We start from the raw sequence: 15,724 nt of genomic DNA, 5'->3' as shown, positions 1-15,724 counted from the left end.
TTATCTTTTAAATTCTTTCTTAAATGAAATTCATTCTTGACGTGAACGCTTACTTCTTAGCGTTGCGAGCTCTGATAATGCCCATTACCGCACCCTTACCATTGATGATGTTATCGAGGATAGGACGATGTGAAGGACAGGTGAACTGGCATGAACCGCAGGCGATGCAGGATGTTACCTCCTCTGCCTCCAGGCGCTCATAATCCTTCACTACGCTCAGGGTAGCGAGCAAGTATGGCTCCAGGCCCATTGGGCAGGCATCCACACACTTGGCACAGCGGATACATGGCTGAGCCTTCTTGCGATGAGCATCAGCATCGGTCAATACGGTGATGGAGTTGGTACCCTTGGTTACCGGTACATCGAGGCTGATTACAGCCTTACCCATCATCGGACCACCAGCCAGCACCTTGTTGTCACCCTCAGGCAAACCTCCGCAATTCTCAATCATCTGAGAGAATGGAGTACCCATACGTACGAGGAAGTTGCCTGGGTTCTTCACCTGCTTACCGGTTACGGTAGTATAGCGTTCGAAGAGAGGTTTATTCTTCATAACTGCCTGATAAACAGCGAAGGCAGTACCTACATTCTGAACAATTGCTCCAACGTTGACAGGAATAGCTGGAGGAGCAGGAACCTGACGGCGGATAACGGCATCCACCAACTGCTTCTCACCTCCCTGAGGGTACTTCTTAGCCAGAGGTACAATCTCGACACGAGCGTCATTAGCAGTCTTATCCTCGAAGAGTTTGATGGCAGCAGGTTTGTTATCCTCGATACCGATGTAGCCCTTCTCTACCTTAGCCGCCTTCATCAGGAGGTTCAAGCCAACGAGAATCTCATCGGCATGCTCCATCATCAGGCGATAGTCGGCTGTGATATAAGGCTCACACTCTACACCGTTGATGATGACGCACTCAGCCTTGGCTCCTGGAGGAGGACAAAGCTTGATGAAGGTAGGAAAACCGGCACCACCCATACCGGTGACACCAGCCACCTTGATGCGGTTTACGATTTCCTCTGGAGTAAGCTCAGTATGAGCCTCAAGCGTCTCGAGTTTATCAGAGCGTTCGATACTCTCCTCCCACTCATCGCCTTCTACATTAATAATGATGCAAGGCTTGCGATAACCGGTAGCATCAATAGATGTATCTACCTTGAACACAGTTCCTGATACGGAACTGTAAATAGGAGCACTCACAAAGCCACCAGCCTCAGCAATGAGTGTACCCACCTTCACCTTGTCGCCCTTGGCAACTACAGGCTTGGCAGGAGCACCGATGTGCTGACCAAGTGGGAAAATCGCCTGCTTAGGGAGAGGAGCTACCTGAGTAGCCATCTCGGCAGTAATTTTATTCTCTTCTGGGTGAACTCCACCAATTCTAAAAGTTCTCAAATTCATGATTATTCCTCCTTTTTCTTAACTGGGAAATTAACTTTTACGAGAGCACCTGTTGGGCATTCGTCAACACACTTGGTACACATGCGGCACTTATTGAAGTCAACATAAGCCACATTATTCTCAATGGTGATAGCATCAAACTTGCAGACCTTCTGACATTTACCGCATCCGATGCAAGCAACGCTACAAGCCTTCTTGGCAACAGCACCCTTGTCGTGGTTTACGCACTGAACGTAAACTCTACGGCCCTTAGGACCCTTCTTGCGGAGCTCGATGATATGACGTGGACAAGCGTTGGCGCAAGCACCACAACCCGTACACTTCTCTTCATCAACCTCAGGAATGCCAGTTTCAGGATTGATAGAGATTGCGCCAAACTGGCAGGCAGCCACGCAATCACCACAACCCAGACAGCCGAATCCGCAGCCTGTTTCGCCAGCGCCACATGAATTCATAGCTGCACAAGTGTGCAAACCATCATACTCGGCAATGCGAGGACGATTCTCGCAAGTACCATTACAACGAACCACAGCCACCTTTGGCTCGGTATTGGCTACTGCTATACCTAAAAGGTCGGCTACCTTGCCCATCACGTCGGCACCACCTACCGGACACATCAGTCCATCGATAGAACCGGCATCAGCACCCTTCACCAGAGCTGCAGCCATACCGGAACATCCGGCAAAACCGCAACCTCCACAGTTGGCACCTGGCAGAATCTCTCCTACCTGGCCCAAGCGAGGGTCTTCTTCGACGGCAAACTTCTTAGATACTCCGAAGAGAACCAGCGCTGCAATCAGCGCGATTGCTCCGAGAACCAAGACAGCAATCAAAATAAAATTCATAATTTTTTGTGTTTTGTTTTGTTATTTTTTCTTTGTTTTAAAACAAGAGTTCTCCATTAAAACTACAGAAGCACATCACGTACCCTATGATTCAATCGAGAAGCTCAGTTTGTTTTTAAGTTTGTTTCTGAATAAGTAGAGCACCACATAGTATGGAATGAGAATGCCCAATGCAGAGAGCGCTGCGGCTCCCTCTGAGTGAGTAGCTTTCAGTACACCCACCAAAGCGATCACCATCAGTATCAGCGGCAAGAGATAGCCATAGAAACTGGCTCTGAATCCTACAGCCGAATCAGCAGTCACCACCACGCTATCGCCTTTGTGGTAGAGAGACGCCTCTGAGGTAGAAACCTCAATCATCTTCTCTTTCGATTCAGATGCAGTACAATGAGCAGCCACCTTGCAAGCGCTGCAGGCTGACGACTGTACGATGCGAATGCACACACAACCTCCTTCTACGCTCTCTACGATGCCAGAATGTTTTATTTTGTTATTCATTTGTAATGTTGACATTGCATTTTTGCAATTCAAGTGCAAAGATACTACATTATTTAGAAATGGCAAACAAAATCGAAAAGAAAATATAAAAAAAGAAGCGTAAACGTTATCTATGCTCTGGAATCAGGCAGTTTGAAAACAAATTATAAGCAAAAATGCTTTTTTTTAGCAACTTCTTTTGGTGATATCAATTTTTTATGTATCTTTGCATGGATTATTAAAGAATTGATATGGAAACATTAGAGCAAACAATCATGCAAGTAGAGCGCTTTATCAGAAAAGTGGCTCAAAAGTTCCCTGCGCCAGAATCTGACGACGAGACTTCTCAAATGACCGACATCCACGTAAGGGTTTCGCAAGACAGTGGCGAACTCCTGGCCTTTGACGACGATGACAACGAGATTACCCGCTGCGTTGTCGAGCAATGGATAGAAAACAAGGATGAAGACTTCTACGACGAGGTAGCAAAGCTGCTTCGCGATGTATTGCGCAAACAGGCTGACATCATAGATCATCTCGGCATTCTCAAGCCATACAGCTTTGTGCTCGAAGATGAGGATAAAGAGCATATTGGCGAGCTCTATCTTGCTGACGATGATACAATCATCGTAGGTGGTGACTTGATGGAGAATCTGGACAACGACCTGGATAACTTTCTGAACGACCTGCTGAAAGAATAAAAAAATACAGGATGAAAGGACTACCCGCTCCCCCATCCCAACAAAATAAAAACCGTTGCACTCTCTCCTATCGAGTACAACGGTTTTTCTGGTTTTAACGGTCTTTCCGTTTATATCATCTAACCAATCTAGAAAGAAATTTTCTTTTTCTTACCTTTACTTTCGTTTCCTACACGGTCGAGAGCAGTTACTACATACACATATTTCTTGCCACTCACATAAGGGATGCGATAGAAATTATCATAAGTTACTGCCTGGAGTGCAGAAACATCATTGAGATTTACCTTAGCTCCTTTCTCAAAACGGTAGATAGCAAAACGGTTCACCTGATTGCCCCACTTTTTCTTGCTAGCCTTAGGAGCCTTCCATACCAGCAGCGGACCTTTCTCGGTCCACATCAGCTTGAGACCCTTTACCCCCTTTGGCGCCTTATTATCAAGGAAAGGCATAGAGGGTGGCAATGCTGGATACTTCCAATAATTGTTGCGGAGTGCATGTCCGATATTACCTACATTATCGGCAGCAGTCTGCGCATACCAGAGCACAGTGCCCTTCACATTATTCATCTGCTGATGCAAACGGTGCTTGGCTGGCAACTGATGACTGCGCGGATTGACTGGGTCAGCAAACTTGGCTGTACGCTCTATATCTTCACCTATATATAATGGGCGATTGCCAGCATGCTTATTCCACCAGGTTATGAGCGTCTTGTAATCGGCAGCACGATTGCCTATCTCCCAATATATCTGAGGCACACAATAGTCTATCCAACCATTATTCACCCAAAGCAATACATCTGCATAAAGATCATCATAATTCTGGAGGCCGAAAGTTTCTGAACCATTAGGATCAGTACGCTTGTTGCGGTAGATGCCGAATGGAGAAACACCAAACTTAACCCAAGGCTTAACGGCATGAATGGATTCGCTGAGCTGCTTTACAAACCGGCTCACGTTATCACGGCGCCAATCACCTATATTTCGCATGCCGCGCGACTGCTGGCGGAAGAACTGCTGATCAGGAATCTGACGTCCGGCCTCTGGATATGGATAGAAATAATCATCGATATGGAATCCATCAACATCATATCGGCTTACAATGTCCACAGCCACCTCGCAAATATAGTCGGCTGCAGCCTGCAACCCAGGATTCAACAGCGTCAGCTTGCCATACTGAAAACAGAGATCTGGACGCCTCTTCACGATATTCTTCGGCGAAACCTGCTCATAGGAAGTTACGCTATGCTTGGCACGATAAGGATTAATCCAGGCATGAAGCTCCATGCCACGATTATGACACTGCTCTATCATCCACTGCAACGGATCCCAATAAGGAGAAGGAGCCTTTCCCTGCACCCCCGTAAGAAACTTGCTCCAAGGCTCTAAATCACTCTTATACAGAGCATCACACTCGGCTCGAACCTGAAAGATTATCGCATTCACGCCATCCTTCTGCAGTTCATCAAGCTGTCTGGTAAGCATCGCCTGGATCTGCTGCGTACTCTTGCCCAGATACTGTCCGTTAACACACTGTATCCAGGCTCCACGAAACTCTCGTTTGTTCTGAGCCTTCATTGTTGCCGACGACATCAGCATCATTGCAACAACGAGCATCAAAATCGCTTTCAGTCTTTTCATCTGTTATCTGTTATTTATCACTTTCATTTTTTCCTTTTCATTCTACAGTTTGTTCTTCATCCCTCAGCTTCGGGAGTGAAATATGGTATCTTACAGCCAGCAATCGGATAGCGCAGACCACACTGAAAGCTACAATCACCGTAATATAGAGGCTCACACCCAGATAGCTCAATCCCCAATAAGCCAAACCACCGGCGACACAAGCCATCGCATAAATCTCCTTTCGGAAGATGACAGGCTCTTCATTAAGAAGCACATCGCGGATAACACCACCTGCAGCACCCGTGATACAGCCCATGATGATGGCTACCCAAAAAGAGAAACCACATTCGAGCGACTTCTGGATGCCCGCAATATTGAAAAGCGCCAAGCCCAAAGTATCAAACAGAAACCAGGTATTGTCAAGACGCTTGAGATAGCGGTGGCAAGCAATCACTACCAACTGCGCAAACAGCGTACAAATCAGGTAGATAGGACTCAACATCCAAAACGGACGCACACCAAGCATCACATCTCGTATGGTTCCACCACCTATGGCTACAGCCACACCACAAACAAAACCGCCCAGCCAATCATAGTGCTTACATGCTGCCAGACGAATGCCCGAAAGGGCAAAAGCAAATGTTCCGATGAATTCTATCACACTATGAAGCGTGAGCACGAATTCAGGATCGCCATGTATCATCATTTTCTCGTATCAGTTAGTTGTTCTAAATATCAATTCCTAATTATCTATATATCTATTCTAAATCACTAATTCTTGAATCTTTCTCCCCAACAGGTAACCATCCAGTTGTAGAGGCGCTCCTCGGAAGGCGAATGCTGCGCATGCCAGAAGCGGACATCCTTCAGTTCGTCTGGCAGATACTGCTGCTCAGTGAAATGTCCAGGATAATCGTGAGGATACTTATATCCGTCATGATAGCCCAAATCTTTCATCAGTTTGGTAGGAGCATTGCGGATGTGCAGCGGAACAGGCAGATTACCCGTTTGCCGTACAGTAGCCAGCGCATCATTAATGCCCAGATAAGCACTGTTGCTTTTCGGACTCGTTGCCAGATACACCACAGCCTCAGCAAGGGCTATACGCGCTTCGGGCCACCCTATCTTCATCACCGTATCGAAGGCAGCATTGGCAAGCAGGAGTGCATTCGGATTGGCAAGTCCCACATCCTCAGAGGCACTAATCACAACCCTACGGGCTATAAACTGCGGGTCTTCTCCTCCTTCTATCATCCTCGCCATCCAATAGAGCGCAGCATCGGGATCGCTTCCGCGAATACTCTTGATAAAGGCTGAGATAATATCATAATGCATCTCACCCTGTTTATCGTAAGCCAGCGGATTCTGTTGCAACTGCTCTTCTACCATCTTGTCGGTAATCACAATCTCTGAAGATCCGGCAGATTCTACCACCAGTTCCAAGATATTGAGCAGTTTGCGGGCATCTCCACCACTATATCGCAGCAGCGCGCCTGTCTCTTCCAACTTAATATTCTTTTCTCTGAGTTCTACATCCTGCGTAATGGCACGATGCAGAAGCCCTTCAAGATCAGCCTTTTCGAGCGGTTTGAGCACATAGAGCTGACACCTGGACAACAGCGGACGAATCACCTCGAACGAAGGATTCTCGGTAGTAGCACCTATCAGCGTAACAATACCCTTCTCTACCGCACCCAAAAGCGAATCCTGCTGACTCTTGGAGAAACGGTGAATCTCATCAATAAACAATATAGGAGAAGCCGAATTAAAGAATCTACCACTTTTTGCTCTTTCTATCACCTCGCGGACATCCTTTACGCCACTGGTCACCGCAGAGAGGGTGAAGAACGGCACCTTGATGGTTTGTGCCACGATTTGAGCAAGGGTAGTCTTGCCCACTCCAGGGGGGCCCCAGAGGATAAAAGAGGATATGCGCCCTGCGTCAATCATCTTGCGCAGCACGGCCCCCTCACCTACCAAATGCTGCTGTCCTACATAGTCAGCAAGCGTGTGAGGTCTCATTCTTTCAGCTAACGGTTCACTCATAGTACGTGCAAAGGTAATGAAAAAAATCGAATTCCAAATAAAAAAGTGACCAAAAACACAAAAAAACAGCAAGAAAATTTGGATATATAAAAAGAAGTACTTACTTTTGCACACACAAACACAATTGAAGATGAATAAAGATAAAATATTAACACTGAAGAATGTTACTAAAAGTAGCATTTGGGAATTGCAGGAGAACGATGTGTTCCGTCTTTGGGAAGCAGCAGAAAAGGATGCTGACCTCAAGGATTACCAGAACAAGTATATCGCAGTGATCCGCAGCGCATTCGAAATGGAACCAGTGACGGTAGACCGTCCTGAAGTGATTGACAAACTGATGGCACGCGGCTTTAAGATTGGCACTTTCCGTATCAACGACAAGAAAGAAAAGTATGCCATCAAAAAGCGTCCTATCATGCGTGTTACTGATCTTACTTACGAAAATGTAAGTCACATCACTGCCAATAAGCTCATCGAACTCTTGGAGCGCAACTTTGGCGGTGGCTGGGAGAGTCTGCCTCAGAGCATCCAGGACATCATCGAAAGTAATTTCGACATCAGCACAACTACTCTTCCTGCTGACCGTCTGAAAAAGCCGGGTGGTCTGTACGAGAAAAAGCTCGCTGATGACTACGAAGTGCTCGTGGTACCAAAAGGTACTTGGGTAGAAGCTATCTTTGCCAAGGAGAAGCCAAAGGTAGAAAAGGTTCGTATGAGATTCGATGATGAGAATGATTTGAAACGCAACGACGACCTGCTCGACCCAGACGAGGATGAAGACGAGGATGCACCAGAAATCGAGGATCACTACAACGATCCAGATGAGGATGACGATGCATTCGATGACGACAAGCTTACTGAGGAAAGCTACCGTACTACCTTCGAAGACCCGGAGAACCTTGGTCTTGATGATGCAGAAGACGTAGCCGACGATGATTATTAATTCAGTTTATACATTATTATAATATAAAGAGAAATGAACACATTAATTGGATTTGTTGCATTGATCGCTGTGGGTCTCGTAGGCTGGGCGATTGCAGAATTTAAGTACAAAGTTTTCACTTTCACCCGTTCAGAAAAGGACATCGAGGAAGAGAAAGAACTTGAAGAGCAGAAACGCGCAGAGGGTTTCAAGGAGATGAACATCCGCGACATCATGCGCAAAAACTCAACCAATGGTTATAACGCCGTAGGTTAGTATTATGTTAAATTACCTATGCTTATGATACAGTATATCATCATAGCAATCATATTGGCGGCATGTGTCACGTATGCCGCCATTTGTATTTACCGCTCCATCAAACAAACACGAGAGTGTAAAAACTATCAATGTTCAGGTTGCCCGTTCGTTGAGAAATGCCAAAAGAATAAAAAGAAAGAGGCTACTCAGCGGAAAGGACAAGAGTAGCTCTCATAAAAGAGCTGCTAAAACTACTTTTACTGTCATGCTACGAGGAAACCAGACAAAAAATAAAGCATTTCAGAACCCGTTCATTATGAGCAAGATACAAAAAAAGTGATTGTTTTAATTAAAAAAGTTGCATAAAAATTTGGTAGAACCAATAAAAAGTAGTACCTTTGCACTCGCAAATCAGAAATGATTGTTCTACACAAGGTGTCTTAACCGAGCGGTTAGGTAACGGTCTGCAAAACCGTGTAGAGCGGTTCGACTCCGCTAGACACCTCATAAAAAAGGAAGTTCTTCAATGAGGACTTCCTTTTTTCATATCTACTCTCCCCCATTTTCATTCCTCATTTCTAGGTATTCATCAAAACCCCCATTTTTAGGTATTGCACAATTATAAAAATCTTCGTACCTTTGCAACCGTAAATGATAAACATCAGAACTGAGGTTATCCTACAAGTAGGAATTGCCCCTTGCCAAAAGCAATTCTGGTGAACGTTTGAAACTTTTAGATAATTGAGACAAAGATAGAAATTAAAATCTTGTTCGCTAATAGAAATAATTCATAATGTTTTTGTATAATATGAAAAGGAGTGCTTGTGAAAGTACTCCTTTTATGTATATCTACAAAGTTATTGAGAAAAGCCTGTTACTATTTGATTTTAGCACCAAATGACTTGACAAACTTAATCTTCTTGCCTTTTGCAATGATTGGCTTCTTCCATTCACCACCCAAAATACGGATAACAGCCTTCTTGCCTACAGGAACCGCATCTACAGCCTTCTGTAAATCCATGAAATTGCCTCGACCTTCTGCAGAGACTACATAATCATAATGGCAGACATGAGACTTCAGCGCTGGCACCTGCTCAGCTACAGCATCAGCAAGCGCACCAGCAACCACACGTGCACCATATACATTATAATGGGTATTATCTTTCTTACCCTTAGGAACCTGCGGATTCTCGCCAGGCATAAACCACATATGTAATTTGCGGCTGCCTTCAATACCCATGCCCGTTTCTATGTCGTGAGTAATCTTGGTAGCATCAACAAACGGAACATTCAGCTGCTTTGCTACATTGCGGGGAGCTATCACATAAGCTCCGTGGGTATCGATAAGCGTATCGCTATTAATCTGTTCCTTTCCATCATATACTTTATTGCGAAGCTTCTCGTCATCATCATTCTTCAATTCTGCAGAATAATAGCAGCGACGAACTACCGCATTGAACAGTACAGGAATGCCACCCTTGGCACGGGTCTCATTTACATATCTGGCAAGGTTTGCATCAAAAGTAGATCCCGGATCAGTATGACGGTCAGGCATTGGCTTCTCATCGTTATGCCCAAACTGGATAAACACATAATCACCTGGCTTTATTCTATCCAAAACCTTTTTCCATCTTCCTTCATTGATAAAGCTCAAAGAAGAACGACCATTAACAGCATGATTGTCAACAATCACCTTGTCATCAAAAAAGCCTTGCAATACCATCCCCCATCCTCGCTCTGGATTATTTCTAAAACCACCTTTCTCGGCAGCAGTAGAATCACCTATTACAAAAATCGTTGTTGTCTTTGTGCTGGATGTCATCAGCAACGCCAGTATGAATACACATAAAATAGCTTTTATTTTTTTCATTTGTCTGTAGTTTTTAGAATTTACTAAAATTATAGTTAGACATACACGCTAACACATAAAAAGCTCTCGCCCTGCCGCACTGCATATTCACATATACGAGCACGAGAGGACGAGAAAGAGAGTATTATTTATTTACTTTGGCTATCAATTCCTCGGCAGTAACCAAGGTTTGTTCGCCAGTTTCCATATTCTTAAGCGTAACCTTGCCCTGAGCCATCTCATTCTCACCTGCAAGTACCACAAACGGAATATTCTTGGCATTGGCATAGCTCATCTGCTTCTTCATCTTCGCCTTATCAGGGAAGATTTCGGTACGGATACTGGCTGCACGAGCTGCACTTACTATAGGCAGGCAGTAAGCTGTCTCCTTTTCACCGAAGTTGATAAACAGCACCTGAGTAGCATTTACAGCCTCCTTCGGATAAAGGTCGAGCGCACCTAACACATCATAAATACGGTCAGCACCAAAACTGATACCAACACCGCTCAAACCTGGCAAACCGAAAATGCCGGTAAGGTTGTCGTAACGACCACCACCTGTAATACTTCCCATTGGAGTATCAAGCGCCTTCACCTCGAAGATTGCACCCGTATAATAGTTCAAGCCACGAGCCAGAGTGAGATCCAGTTCTATCTCGTTGTTCAAGCCAAGAGTCTTCAAGGTATCGAGGATAAACTTGGTTTCCTCTACACCCTTCAAACCAACTTCTGAACCTTCGAGAACCTTCGCTATCACTTCAAGTTTCTCATCATTAGTTCCTGACAATGAGATGATTGGCTGCAACTTCTCAATGGCATCTTCAGAAATGCCGTCATTGCGCAACTCTTCGTTTACATTGTCAAGTCCGATTTTATCAAGCTTATCGATGGCTACTGTGATATCTACAATCTTCTCAGCCTCGCCGATAACCTCTGCAATACCGGTAAGAATCTTGCGGTTATTAATCTTGATGCAAACACGAACACCAAACTTGGTAAACACGGTATCTACAATCTGCATCAACTCGACCTCGTTCAGGAGAGAATCAGAGCCAACCACATCAGCATCACACTGATAGAACTCACGGTAACGTCCCTTCTGAGGGCGGTCTGCACGCCATACTGGCTGAATCTGATAACGTTTGAAAGGCATCTGCAACTCCTCGCGGTGCTGCACTACGTAACGTGCGAAAGGAACGGTCAGGTCATAACGAAGACCCTTCTCACAAAGTTTCGCTGCTAATTTGAGTGATCCGAGAGAATGAATATCCTCATCGCTCACCTTATTCATATAGTCGCCTGAATTCAATATCTTAAAAAGCAGTTTATCACCCTCTTCACCATACTTGCCCATCAAAGTCTGAAGGGTTTCCATGGCTGGGGTTTCAATCTGCTGGAATCCATAAAGAGCATACACTTCCTTGATGGTGTTGAAGATGTAGTTGCGTTTCGCCATCTCAACAGGACCAAAATCTCTCGTGCCCTTTGGTATACTTGGTTTCTGAGCCATTTATTAATGTTTAATATGAATGTTAAATGTTTAATGTCTAGCGCAATGTAAACCCCTCAAAGTAAACATTAAACACTAAACATTAAACACTATATAATTTACTTGCGTACAATAGTCTGAGCACGGTCTGGACCGATAGAAATGATACCGATCTTAGTCTCAAGGAACTCTTCTACGAAAGCAATATAATCCTTGAACTCCTGTGGGAACTGATCTTCAGATGTAAACTTAGTCATATCTGTCTTCCAGCCCTTGAACTCCTTGTAAACAGGTTCTACATCATCGATTTCGTATGGGAAATCTGTTGTAACAGAACCATCCTTTAACTTATATGCCACGCATGCCTTGATGGTATCGAAGTCATCGAGCACGTCGCTCTTCATCATGATAAGCTCGGTAACACCATTCACCATGACAGAATACTTGAGCTGTACAAGATCGCACCAGCCACAACGACGCTCACGACCGGTAACAGCACCATACTCATGACCGAGGTCACGGATCTTGGCACCCGTCTCATCGAAAAGCTCTGTAGGGAATGGACCTGCACCAACACGTGTACAGTAAGCCTTCATGATACCATAAACATTGCCGATGCGGTTAGGGCCGACACCCAAACCTATGCAGGCACCTGCACAGATAGTATTAGAAGAAGTAACGAATGGATAAGAACCGAAATCAACATCGAGCATAGTACCCTGAGCACCCTCGCAGAGGATATCCTTGCCAGAACGGAGCACCTTATTGATTTCTACCTCGCTATCAATAAGTTTAAACTGCTTCAAGTATTCGATGCCCTCCATCCAGGTCTTCTCAACCTCTGTAATATCGAAGTCGGTATAACCGAGACTTGCGATGGTTTTGAGATGAGCAGCCTTGTGAGCAGCATACTTCTCCTCGAAATTGTCAAGGATATCGCCTACGCGAAGACCGGTACGGCTAACCTTGTCAGTATAAGTAGGACCGATACCCTTACCAGTAGTACCTACCTTGTTCTTTCCCTTGGAAGCCTCGATAGCAGCATCGAGTACACGGTGAGTAGGCATGATGAGATGTGCCTTCTTAGAGATGTAAAGACGGCTCTTCAAATCATGACCGCTCTTCTCAAGATCCTTAGCCTCACCCATAAAGAGGTCTGGAGCCAAAACCACACCATTGCCGATGATGTTCACCTTACCACCCTGGAAAATACCAGAAGGGATAGAGCGAAGCACATACTTCTCGCCCTCAAACTCCAATGTATGTCCAGCATTAGGACCACCCTGGAAACGAGCAATGACATCATACTTAGGGGTCAACACGTCAACCACCTTACCTTTACCTTCATCGCCCCACTGCAAACCCAGCAGGACATCTACTTTACCTGTGTTCATTTTTTATCTTTTTATCTTGATACTTATTCTTTTTTGCGTTTGCGAGTCATCTTGCTTTGACAGCCGCTGCATACGCCATAGATGTAAAGAGCATAAGCATCTTTACGAAAGCGCTGCATCCTGATATCCTTCACAGCAGCCGTAACCTGCGGTGCTACAATTTCGGTTACCTTGCCACAAATCGTGCAAACCTGATGCACATGATTGTCCTCGCTATAACTGGCCTCATACTTGGTGCCGTCTGCCAGACTGTGCTTTACCACAAGCCTTAATTCCAGGAACAGATGCAATGTGTTATAAAGCGTAGCCCTGCTAACGCGAAAATTCTTTTTCAGTAGCTCTCTGCCCAAATCTTCTATCGAGAAATGCTCTCCCATAGAATAAATGGTGTCGAGGATAGTGGAACGCTCCGGAGTGCGCCGGTGATGATTGCTCTCCATATAATTGTCCAAAACCTCATGAGCTTTTGCTAAAATTTCTTCACTCATAATCCTTGTTAGTTACATAAAACGCACAAAGATACTCATTATCTACGACATAAAGCAATATTTAATTTTAAAAAATCTAAATTCGCCTCAATTCCTCATAGATACGCTGAACCGGAAGCCCCATCACATTAAAATAACTCCCCTTCAACCCCGTACAACCTATGTAGCCAATCCATTCCTGAATACCATAGGCGCCAGCTTTGTCAAACGGCTGATAATGATTTATATAATAACTGATTTCATCATCAGAAAGCGGTTTGAACGTCACTTCTGTTGTTACTGAAAAGGAACGCTGCTTATGCTGGGTAGTAAGACAAACACCTGTAACTACATGATGCGTCTTTCCGCTCAACATCTTCAGCATTCGTCTGGCATCTTCTGCATCACGAGGCTTCCCGAGAATGACTCCCTTTCCTTCCTGGTCATTCTGTTCGCCAGCTGTTGGCGCAATCACAACCGTATCTGCTGTAAGAATCAAAGTTTCTGACTCGTCCAACTCTTCAACACTATTATTTCCGTTCAAAAGCGGACGGTAAGCCTCAGCCTTTTTCTTGCAGATGAATTCTGCCACCTGATAAGCATCGAGGTCAGCAGGATAACTTTCATCAATACCACTAATCACCTTCACCTCAAAAGGAATATCCAAACCTGCCAGAAGTTCCTTGCGACGAGGCGAATTACTCGCCAAAATGATCTTATAATTCATCTATTTTAAACCTTATTACTTTGAACTTTATGATTAAAATTCAGTTGCAAACTTTCAACTATAAACTTTCAACTATTAGCTAAATTCTACCAGCCAAACGCCTTAGCATCTGAAAGCCATAAGCCCTTGGCTCTCAGTACCTGTTCTACGACATCACGTCCCACACCATCACCTCCGTTACAAGCCGAGACATAAGTAGAAATTTCTTTAATATCGGAGCATGCATCTGCTGGGCAACATGGACATCCGCAACGACGCATTATCTCATAATCAGGAATATCATCACCTACATATATTATTTCCTCATCTGTAATTGAATATTTCTGTTTGAACTCCTCATAAGTCTTTATCTTTACAGAACACCCCATGAAGATATCCTCTACACCAAGATTTTCATAGCGTACCTGTATGGCATGAGAATTACCGCCTGTCAGAATTACGATACGAACACCTTTCTTCTGAGCCAGCTGAATTGCATAGCCATCTTTGATATTAACTGTACGCAAAGGTTCGCCGGCACTGGAAAGCGTGATGGTCTGTCTTGACAGAACTCCATCAACATCAAAGATGATTGCTTTTATTTTATTTAAATCGTAATTAATCATAATTGTTTCTGTTTTTAGTACTGAAAAATCCTAACTGCAAACTTAAACCGATAACAGTTTTATCTCTTGAACTTGAATATGCTTTTGCTCATCATTTCATAAATCTGCTGTAGTTCTGGCTGTTTTTCAAGAAGTTGCATTTGTTTTTCCATTACGTTCCGATCATCACGAATAGCCGGTCCTGTCTGCACTTCAGCTGCCGAATGCGAAGAAGCCTTGTCCATAGTTTCCATAACCAGAGGACGGAGAACACTGCCAGGAATGTGATGATTTTCGAGAATCTGCTGACCTATAGCTACGCAATGATTCGCAAAATTACAAGCAAAAACAGCTGACAGGTGCAGATACTTACGATTATCAGAATCCAATTCATAGACACTATGAGAAATCTGTTCTGCCAACCTCTTCAGGAAAGAAGTTTCGAAAGCACCACATCCCTCAATGAAAATAGGAATATTTTCGAATGCAACCTTTTTATCTTTCGTAAATGTCTGCATCGGATAAAATACGCCATAATGACGGGCATAATCTTTGAAAACATCCATCGGCATGGAACCAGCTGTATGAACAAACATCTTATCTTCTCTTCCTTTGCACAGTTCAGGAATAAGCATTTCAAGCGCATCATCCTTCACTGAAACGATGTACAAATCTGCATCACAGACCACCTTACTCATCTCATTGACAGGCTCACAATTCACCTTCTCAGCCAAAAGAGAGGCCGACTCCCTAGTTCTACTGAAAACTTGCACAATCTGATGTTCTGATTGCGATATTTCGAGCGCAAGATTGGTAGCAAGATTACCTGCCCCAATAAACACTATTTTCATACGTAATTTTGTTTAAAGTTCTACTTTTTATGCAAAAATACTAAAAAATAACGATAGAGGAGCCCTTTTTCTTGCTTTTTTATGATAAATTTA

The 15,724-nt window shown here is 44.3% G+C and carries 16 protein-coding genes and 1 tRNA gene; 4 read left to right on the top strand and 13 right to left on the bottom strand.

Annotated features, from left to right (window positions below; translation table 11 throughout):
* Positions 1-49: 49 nt before the first annotated feature.
* The 3 genes from rsxC to RCO84_RS05055 all read right to left on the bottom strand — a co-directional run bounded on the left by rsxC (position 50) and on the right by RCO84_RS05055 (position 2,760).
* On the bottom strand, positions 50-1,402 hold the full coding sequence (gene rsxC, locus RCO84_RS05065) for an electron transport complex subunit RsxC (protein ID WP_317584172.1): 1,353 nt from the start codon (positions 1,400-1,402) through the stop codon (positions 50-52).
* Positions 1,403-1,404: 2 nt separating this feature from the next.
* Positions 1,405-2,247: a Fe-S cluster domain-containing protein gene (locus tag RCO84_RS05060; RefSeq protein ID WP_287837435.1), complete on the bottom strand. Its 843-nt coding sequence runs from the start codon at positions 2,245-2,247 to the stop codon at positions 1,405-1,407.
* Between the two features lie 84 nt (positions 2,248-2,331).
* Positions 2,332-2,760: a SoxR reducing system RseC family protein gene (locus RCO84_RS05055; RefSeq protein WP_317584170.1), complete on the bottom strand. Its 429-nt coding sequence runs from the start codon at positions 2,758-2,760 to the stop codon at positions 2,332-2,334.
* A gap of 215 nt (positions 2,761-2,975) precedes the next feature.
* Here RCO84_RS05055 and RCO84_RS05050 point away from each other — a divergent pair, with 215 nt between their 5' ends.
* Complete coding sequence (locus tag RCO84_RS05050; RefSeq protein ID WP_117585988.1) at positions 2,976-3,425, top strand: hypothetical protein; 450 nt, start codon at positions 2,976-2,978, stop codon at positions 3,423-3,425.
* A gap of 128 nt (positions 3,426-3,553) precedes the next feature.
* On the opposite strand, the gene RCO84_RS05045 is transcribed toward RCO84_RS05050, so the two are convergent.
* The 3 genes from RCO84_RS05045 to RCO84_RS05035 all read right to left on the bottom strand — a co-directional run bounded on the left by RCO84_RS05045 (position 3,554) and on the right by RCO84_RS05035 (position 7,090).
* Complete coding sequence (locus RCO84_RS05045) at positions 3,554-5,062, bottom strand: glycoside hydrolase family 10 protein (RefSeq protein ID WP_317584168.1); 1,509 nt, start codon at positions 5,060-5,062, stop codon at positions 3,554-3,556.
* A 37-nt stretch (positions 5,063-5,099) separates the two neighbouring features.
* A complete protein-coding gene (locus RCO84_RS05040; protein WP_144151588.1) occupies positions 5,100-5,747 on the bottom strand; it encodes a trimeric intracellular cation channel family protein in 648 nt (215 codons plus the stop codon).
* A 68-nt stretch (positions 5,748-5,815) separates the two neighbouring features.
* Positions 5,816-7,090: a replication-associated recombination protein A gene (locus RCO84_RS05035; RefSeq protein ID WP_287829012.1), complete on the bottom strand. Its 1,275-nt coding sequence runs from the start codon at positions 7,088-7,090 to the stop codon at positions 5,816-5,818.
* Between the two features lie 130 nt (positions 7,091-7,220).
* Between RCO84_RS05035 and RCO84_RS05030 the strand changes: the two genes are divergently transcribed.
* The 3 genes from RCO84_RS05030 (at position 7,221) to RCO84_RS05020 (ending at position 8,775) form a co-directional block, all read left to right on the top strand.
* Positions 7,221-8,033: a hypothetical protein gene (locus tag RCO84_RS05030; protein ID WP_144151505.1), complete on the top strand. Its 813-nt coding sequence runs from the start codon at positions 7,221-7,223 to the stop codon at positions 8,031-8,033.
* A gap of 33 nt (positions 8,034-8,066) precedes the next feature.
* A complete protein-coding gene (locus RCO84_RS05025) occupies positions 8,067-8,288 on the top strand; it encodes a hypothetical protein (RefSeq protein ID WP_287819512.1) in 222 nt (73 codons plus the stop codon).
* A gap of 416 nt (positions 8,289-8,704) precedes the next feature.
* A tRNA-Cys gene (locus RCO84_RS05020) sits at positions 8,705-8,775 on the top strand.
* 372 nt (positions 8,776-9,147) lie between these two features.
* Here RCO84_RS05020 and RCO84_RS05015 read toward each other — a convergent pair.
* The 7 genes from RCO84_RS05015 to RCO84_RS04985 form a co-directional block, all read right to left on the bottom strand.
* On the bottom strand, positions 9,148-10,140 hold the full coding sequence (locus RCO84_RS05015; RefSeq protein ID WP_215652165.1) for a rhamnogalacturonan acetylesterase: 993 nt from the start codon (positions 10,138-10,140) through the stop codon (positions 9,148-9,150).
* Between the two features lie 124 nt (positions 10,141-10,264).
* Complete coding sequence (hisS, locus tag RCO84_RS05010; RefSeq protein ID WP_317584165.1) at positions 10,265-11,629, bottom strand: histidine--tRNA ligase; 1,365 nt, start codon at positions 11,627-11,629, stop codon at positions 10,265-10,267.
* A 98-nt stretch (positions 11,630-11,727) separates the two neighbouring features.
* Positions 11,728-13,002, bottom strand: a complete 1,275-nt coding sequence (locus tag RCO84_RS05005; protein WP_317584162.1) for an adenylosuccinate synthase — start codon at positions 13,000-13,002, stop codon at positions 11,728-11,730.
* A gap of 23 nt (positions 13,003-13,025) precedes the next feature.
* Positions 13,026-13,490: a Fur family transcriptional regulator gene (locus RCO84_RS05000; RefSeq protein WP_022121879.1), complete on the bottom strand. Its 465-nt coding sequence runs from the start codon at positions 13,488-13,490 to the stop codon at positions 13,026-13,028.
* 76 nt (positions 13,491-13,566) lie between these two features.
* The gene (locus RCO84_RS04995) at positions 13,567-14,196 is read right to left on the bottom strand and encodes a Maf-like protein (RefSeq protein ID WP_117727678.1); all 630 of its coding nucleotides are present in this window, start codon (positions 14,194-14,196) and stop codon (positions 13,567-13,569) included.
* Between the two features lie 86 nt (positions 14,197-14,282).
* A complete protein-coding gene (locus RCO84_RS04990; RefSeq protein ID WP_287893956.1) occupies positions 14,283-14,801 on the bottom strand; it encodes a KdsC family phosphatase in 519 nt (172 codons plus the stop codon).
* 59 nt (positions 14,802-14,860) lie between these two features.
* Positions 14,861-15,631, bottom strand: coding sequence for a Rossmann-like and DUF2520 domain-containing protein (locus RCO84_RS04985; RefSeq protein WP_287829021.1), 771 nt, complete (start codon positions 15,629-15,631; stop codon positions 14,861-14,863).
* Between the last annotated feature and the right edge of the window lie 93 nt (positions 15,632-15,724).

It is taken from the genome of Segatella copri, assembly GCF_949820605.1.
Classification (GTDB): Bacteria; Bacteroidota; Bacteroidia; order Bacteroidales; family Bacteroidaceae; genus Prevotella.
This window is presented reverse-complemented; position numbering and strand designations above follow the sequence as displayed.

Excerpts from the sequence above, each read along its gene's own strand:
- hisS (WP_317584165.1), bottom strand. The coding sequence starts at position 11,629 with ATGGCTCAGAAACCAAGTATACCAAAGGGCACGAGAGATTTTGGTCCT.
- RCO84_RS05030 (WP_144151505.1), top strand. The coding sequence starts at position 7,221 with ATGAATAAAGATAAAATATTAACACTGAAGAATGTTACTAAAAGTAGC.
- RCO84_RS05005 (WP_317584162.1), bottom strand. The coding sequence starts at position 13,002 with ATGAACACAGGTAAAGTAGATGTCCTGCTGGGTTTGCAGTGGGGCGAT.
- RCO84_RS04990 (WP_287893956.1), bottom strand. The coding sequence starts at position 14,801 with ATGATTAATTACGATTTAAATAAAATAAAAGCAATCATCTTTGATGTT.
- RCO84_RS04985 (WP_287829021.1), bottom strand. The coding sequence starts at position 15,631 with ATGAAAATAGTGTTTATTGGGGCAGGTAATCTTGCTACCAATCTTGCG.
- RCO84_RS05035 (WP_287829012.1), bottom strand. The coding sequence starts at position 7,090 with ATGAGTGAACCGTTAGCTGAAAGAATGAGACCTCACACGCTTGCTGAC.
- RCO84_RS05000 (WP_022121879.1), bottom strand. The coding sequence starts at position 13,490 with ATGAGTGAAGAAATTTTAGCAAAAGCTCATGAGGTTTTGGACAATTAT.
- RCO84_RS05025 (WP_287819512.1), top strand. The coding sequence starts at position 8,067 with ATGAACACATTAATTGGATTTGTTGCATTGATCGCTGTGGGTCTCGTA.
- RCO84_RS05050 (WP_117585988.1), top strand. The coding sequence starts at position 2,976 with ATGGAAACATTAGAGCAAACAATCATGCAAGTAGAGCGCTTTATCAGA.
- RCO84_RS05055 (WP_317584170.1), bottom strand. The coding sequence starts at position 2,760 with ATGTCAACATTACAAATGAATAACAAAATAAAACATTCTGGCATCGTA.
- RCO84_RS05045 (WP_317584168.1), bottom strand. The coding sequence starts at position 5,062 with ATGAAAAGACTGAAAGCGATTTTGATGCTCGTTGTTGCAATGATGCTG.
- RCO84_RS05015 (WP_215652165.1), bottom strand. The coding sequence starts at position 10,140 with ATGAAAAAAATAAAAGCTATTTTATGTGTATTCATACTGGCGTTGCTG.
- RCO84_RS04995 (WP_117727678.1), bottom strand. The coding sequence starts at position 14,196 with ATGAATTATAAGATCATTTTGGCGAGTAATTCGCCTCGTCGCAAGGAA.
- RCO84_RS05040 (WP_144151588.1), bottom strand. The coding sequence starts at position 5,747 with ATGATACATGGCGATCCTGAATTCGTGCTCACGCTTCATAGTGTGATA.
- rsxC (WP_317584172.1), bottom strand. The coding sequence starts at position 1,402 with ATGAATTTGAGAACTTTTAGAATTGGTGGAGTTCACCCAGAAGAGAAT.
- RCO84_RS05060 (WP_287837435.1), bottom strand. The coding sequence starts at position 2,247 with ATGAATTTTATTTTGATTGCTGTCTTGGTTCTCGGAGCAATCGCGCTG.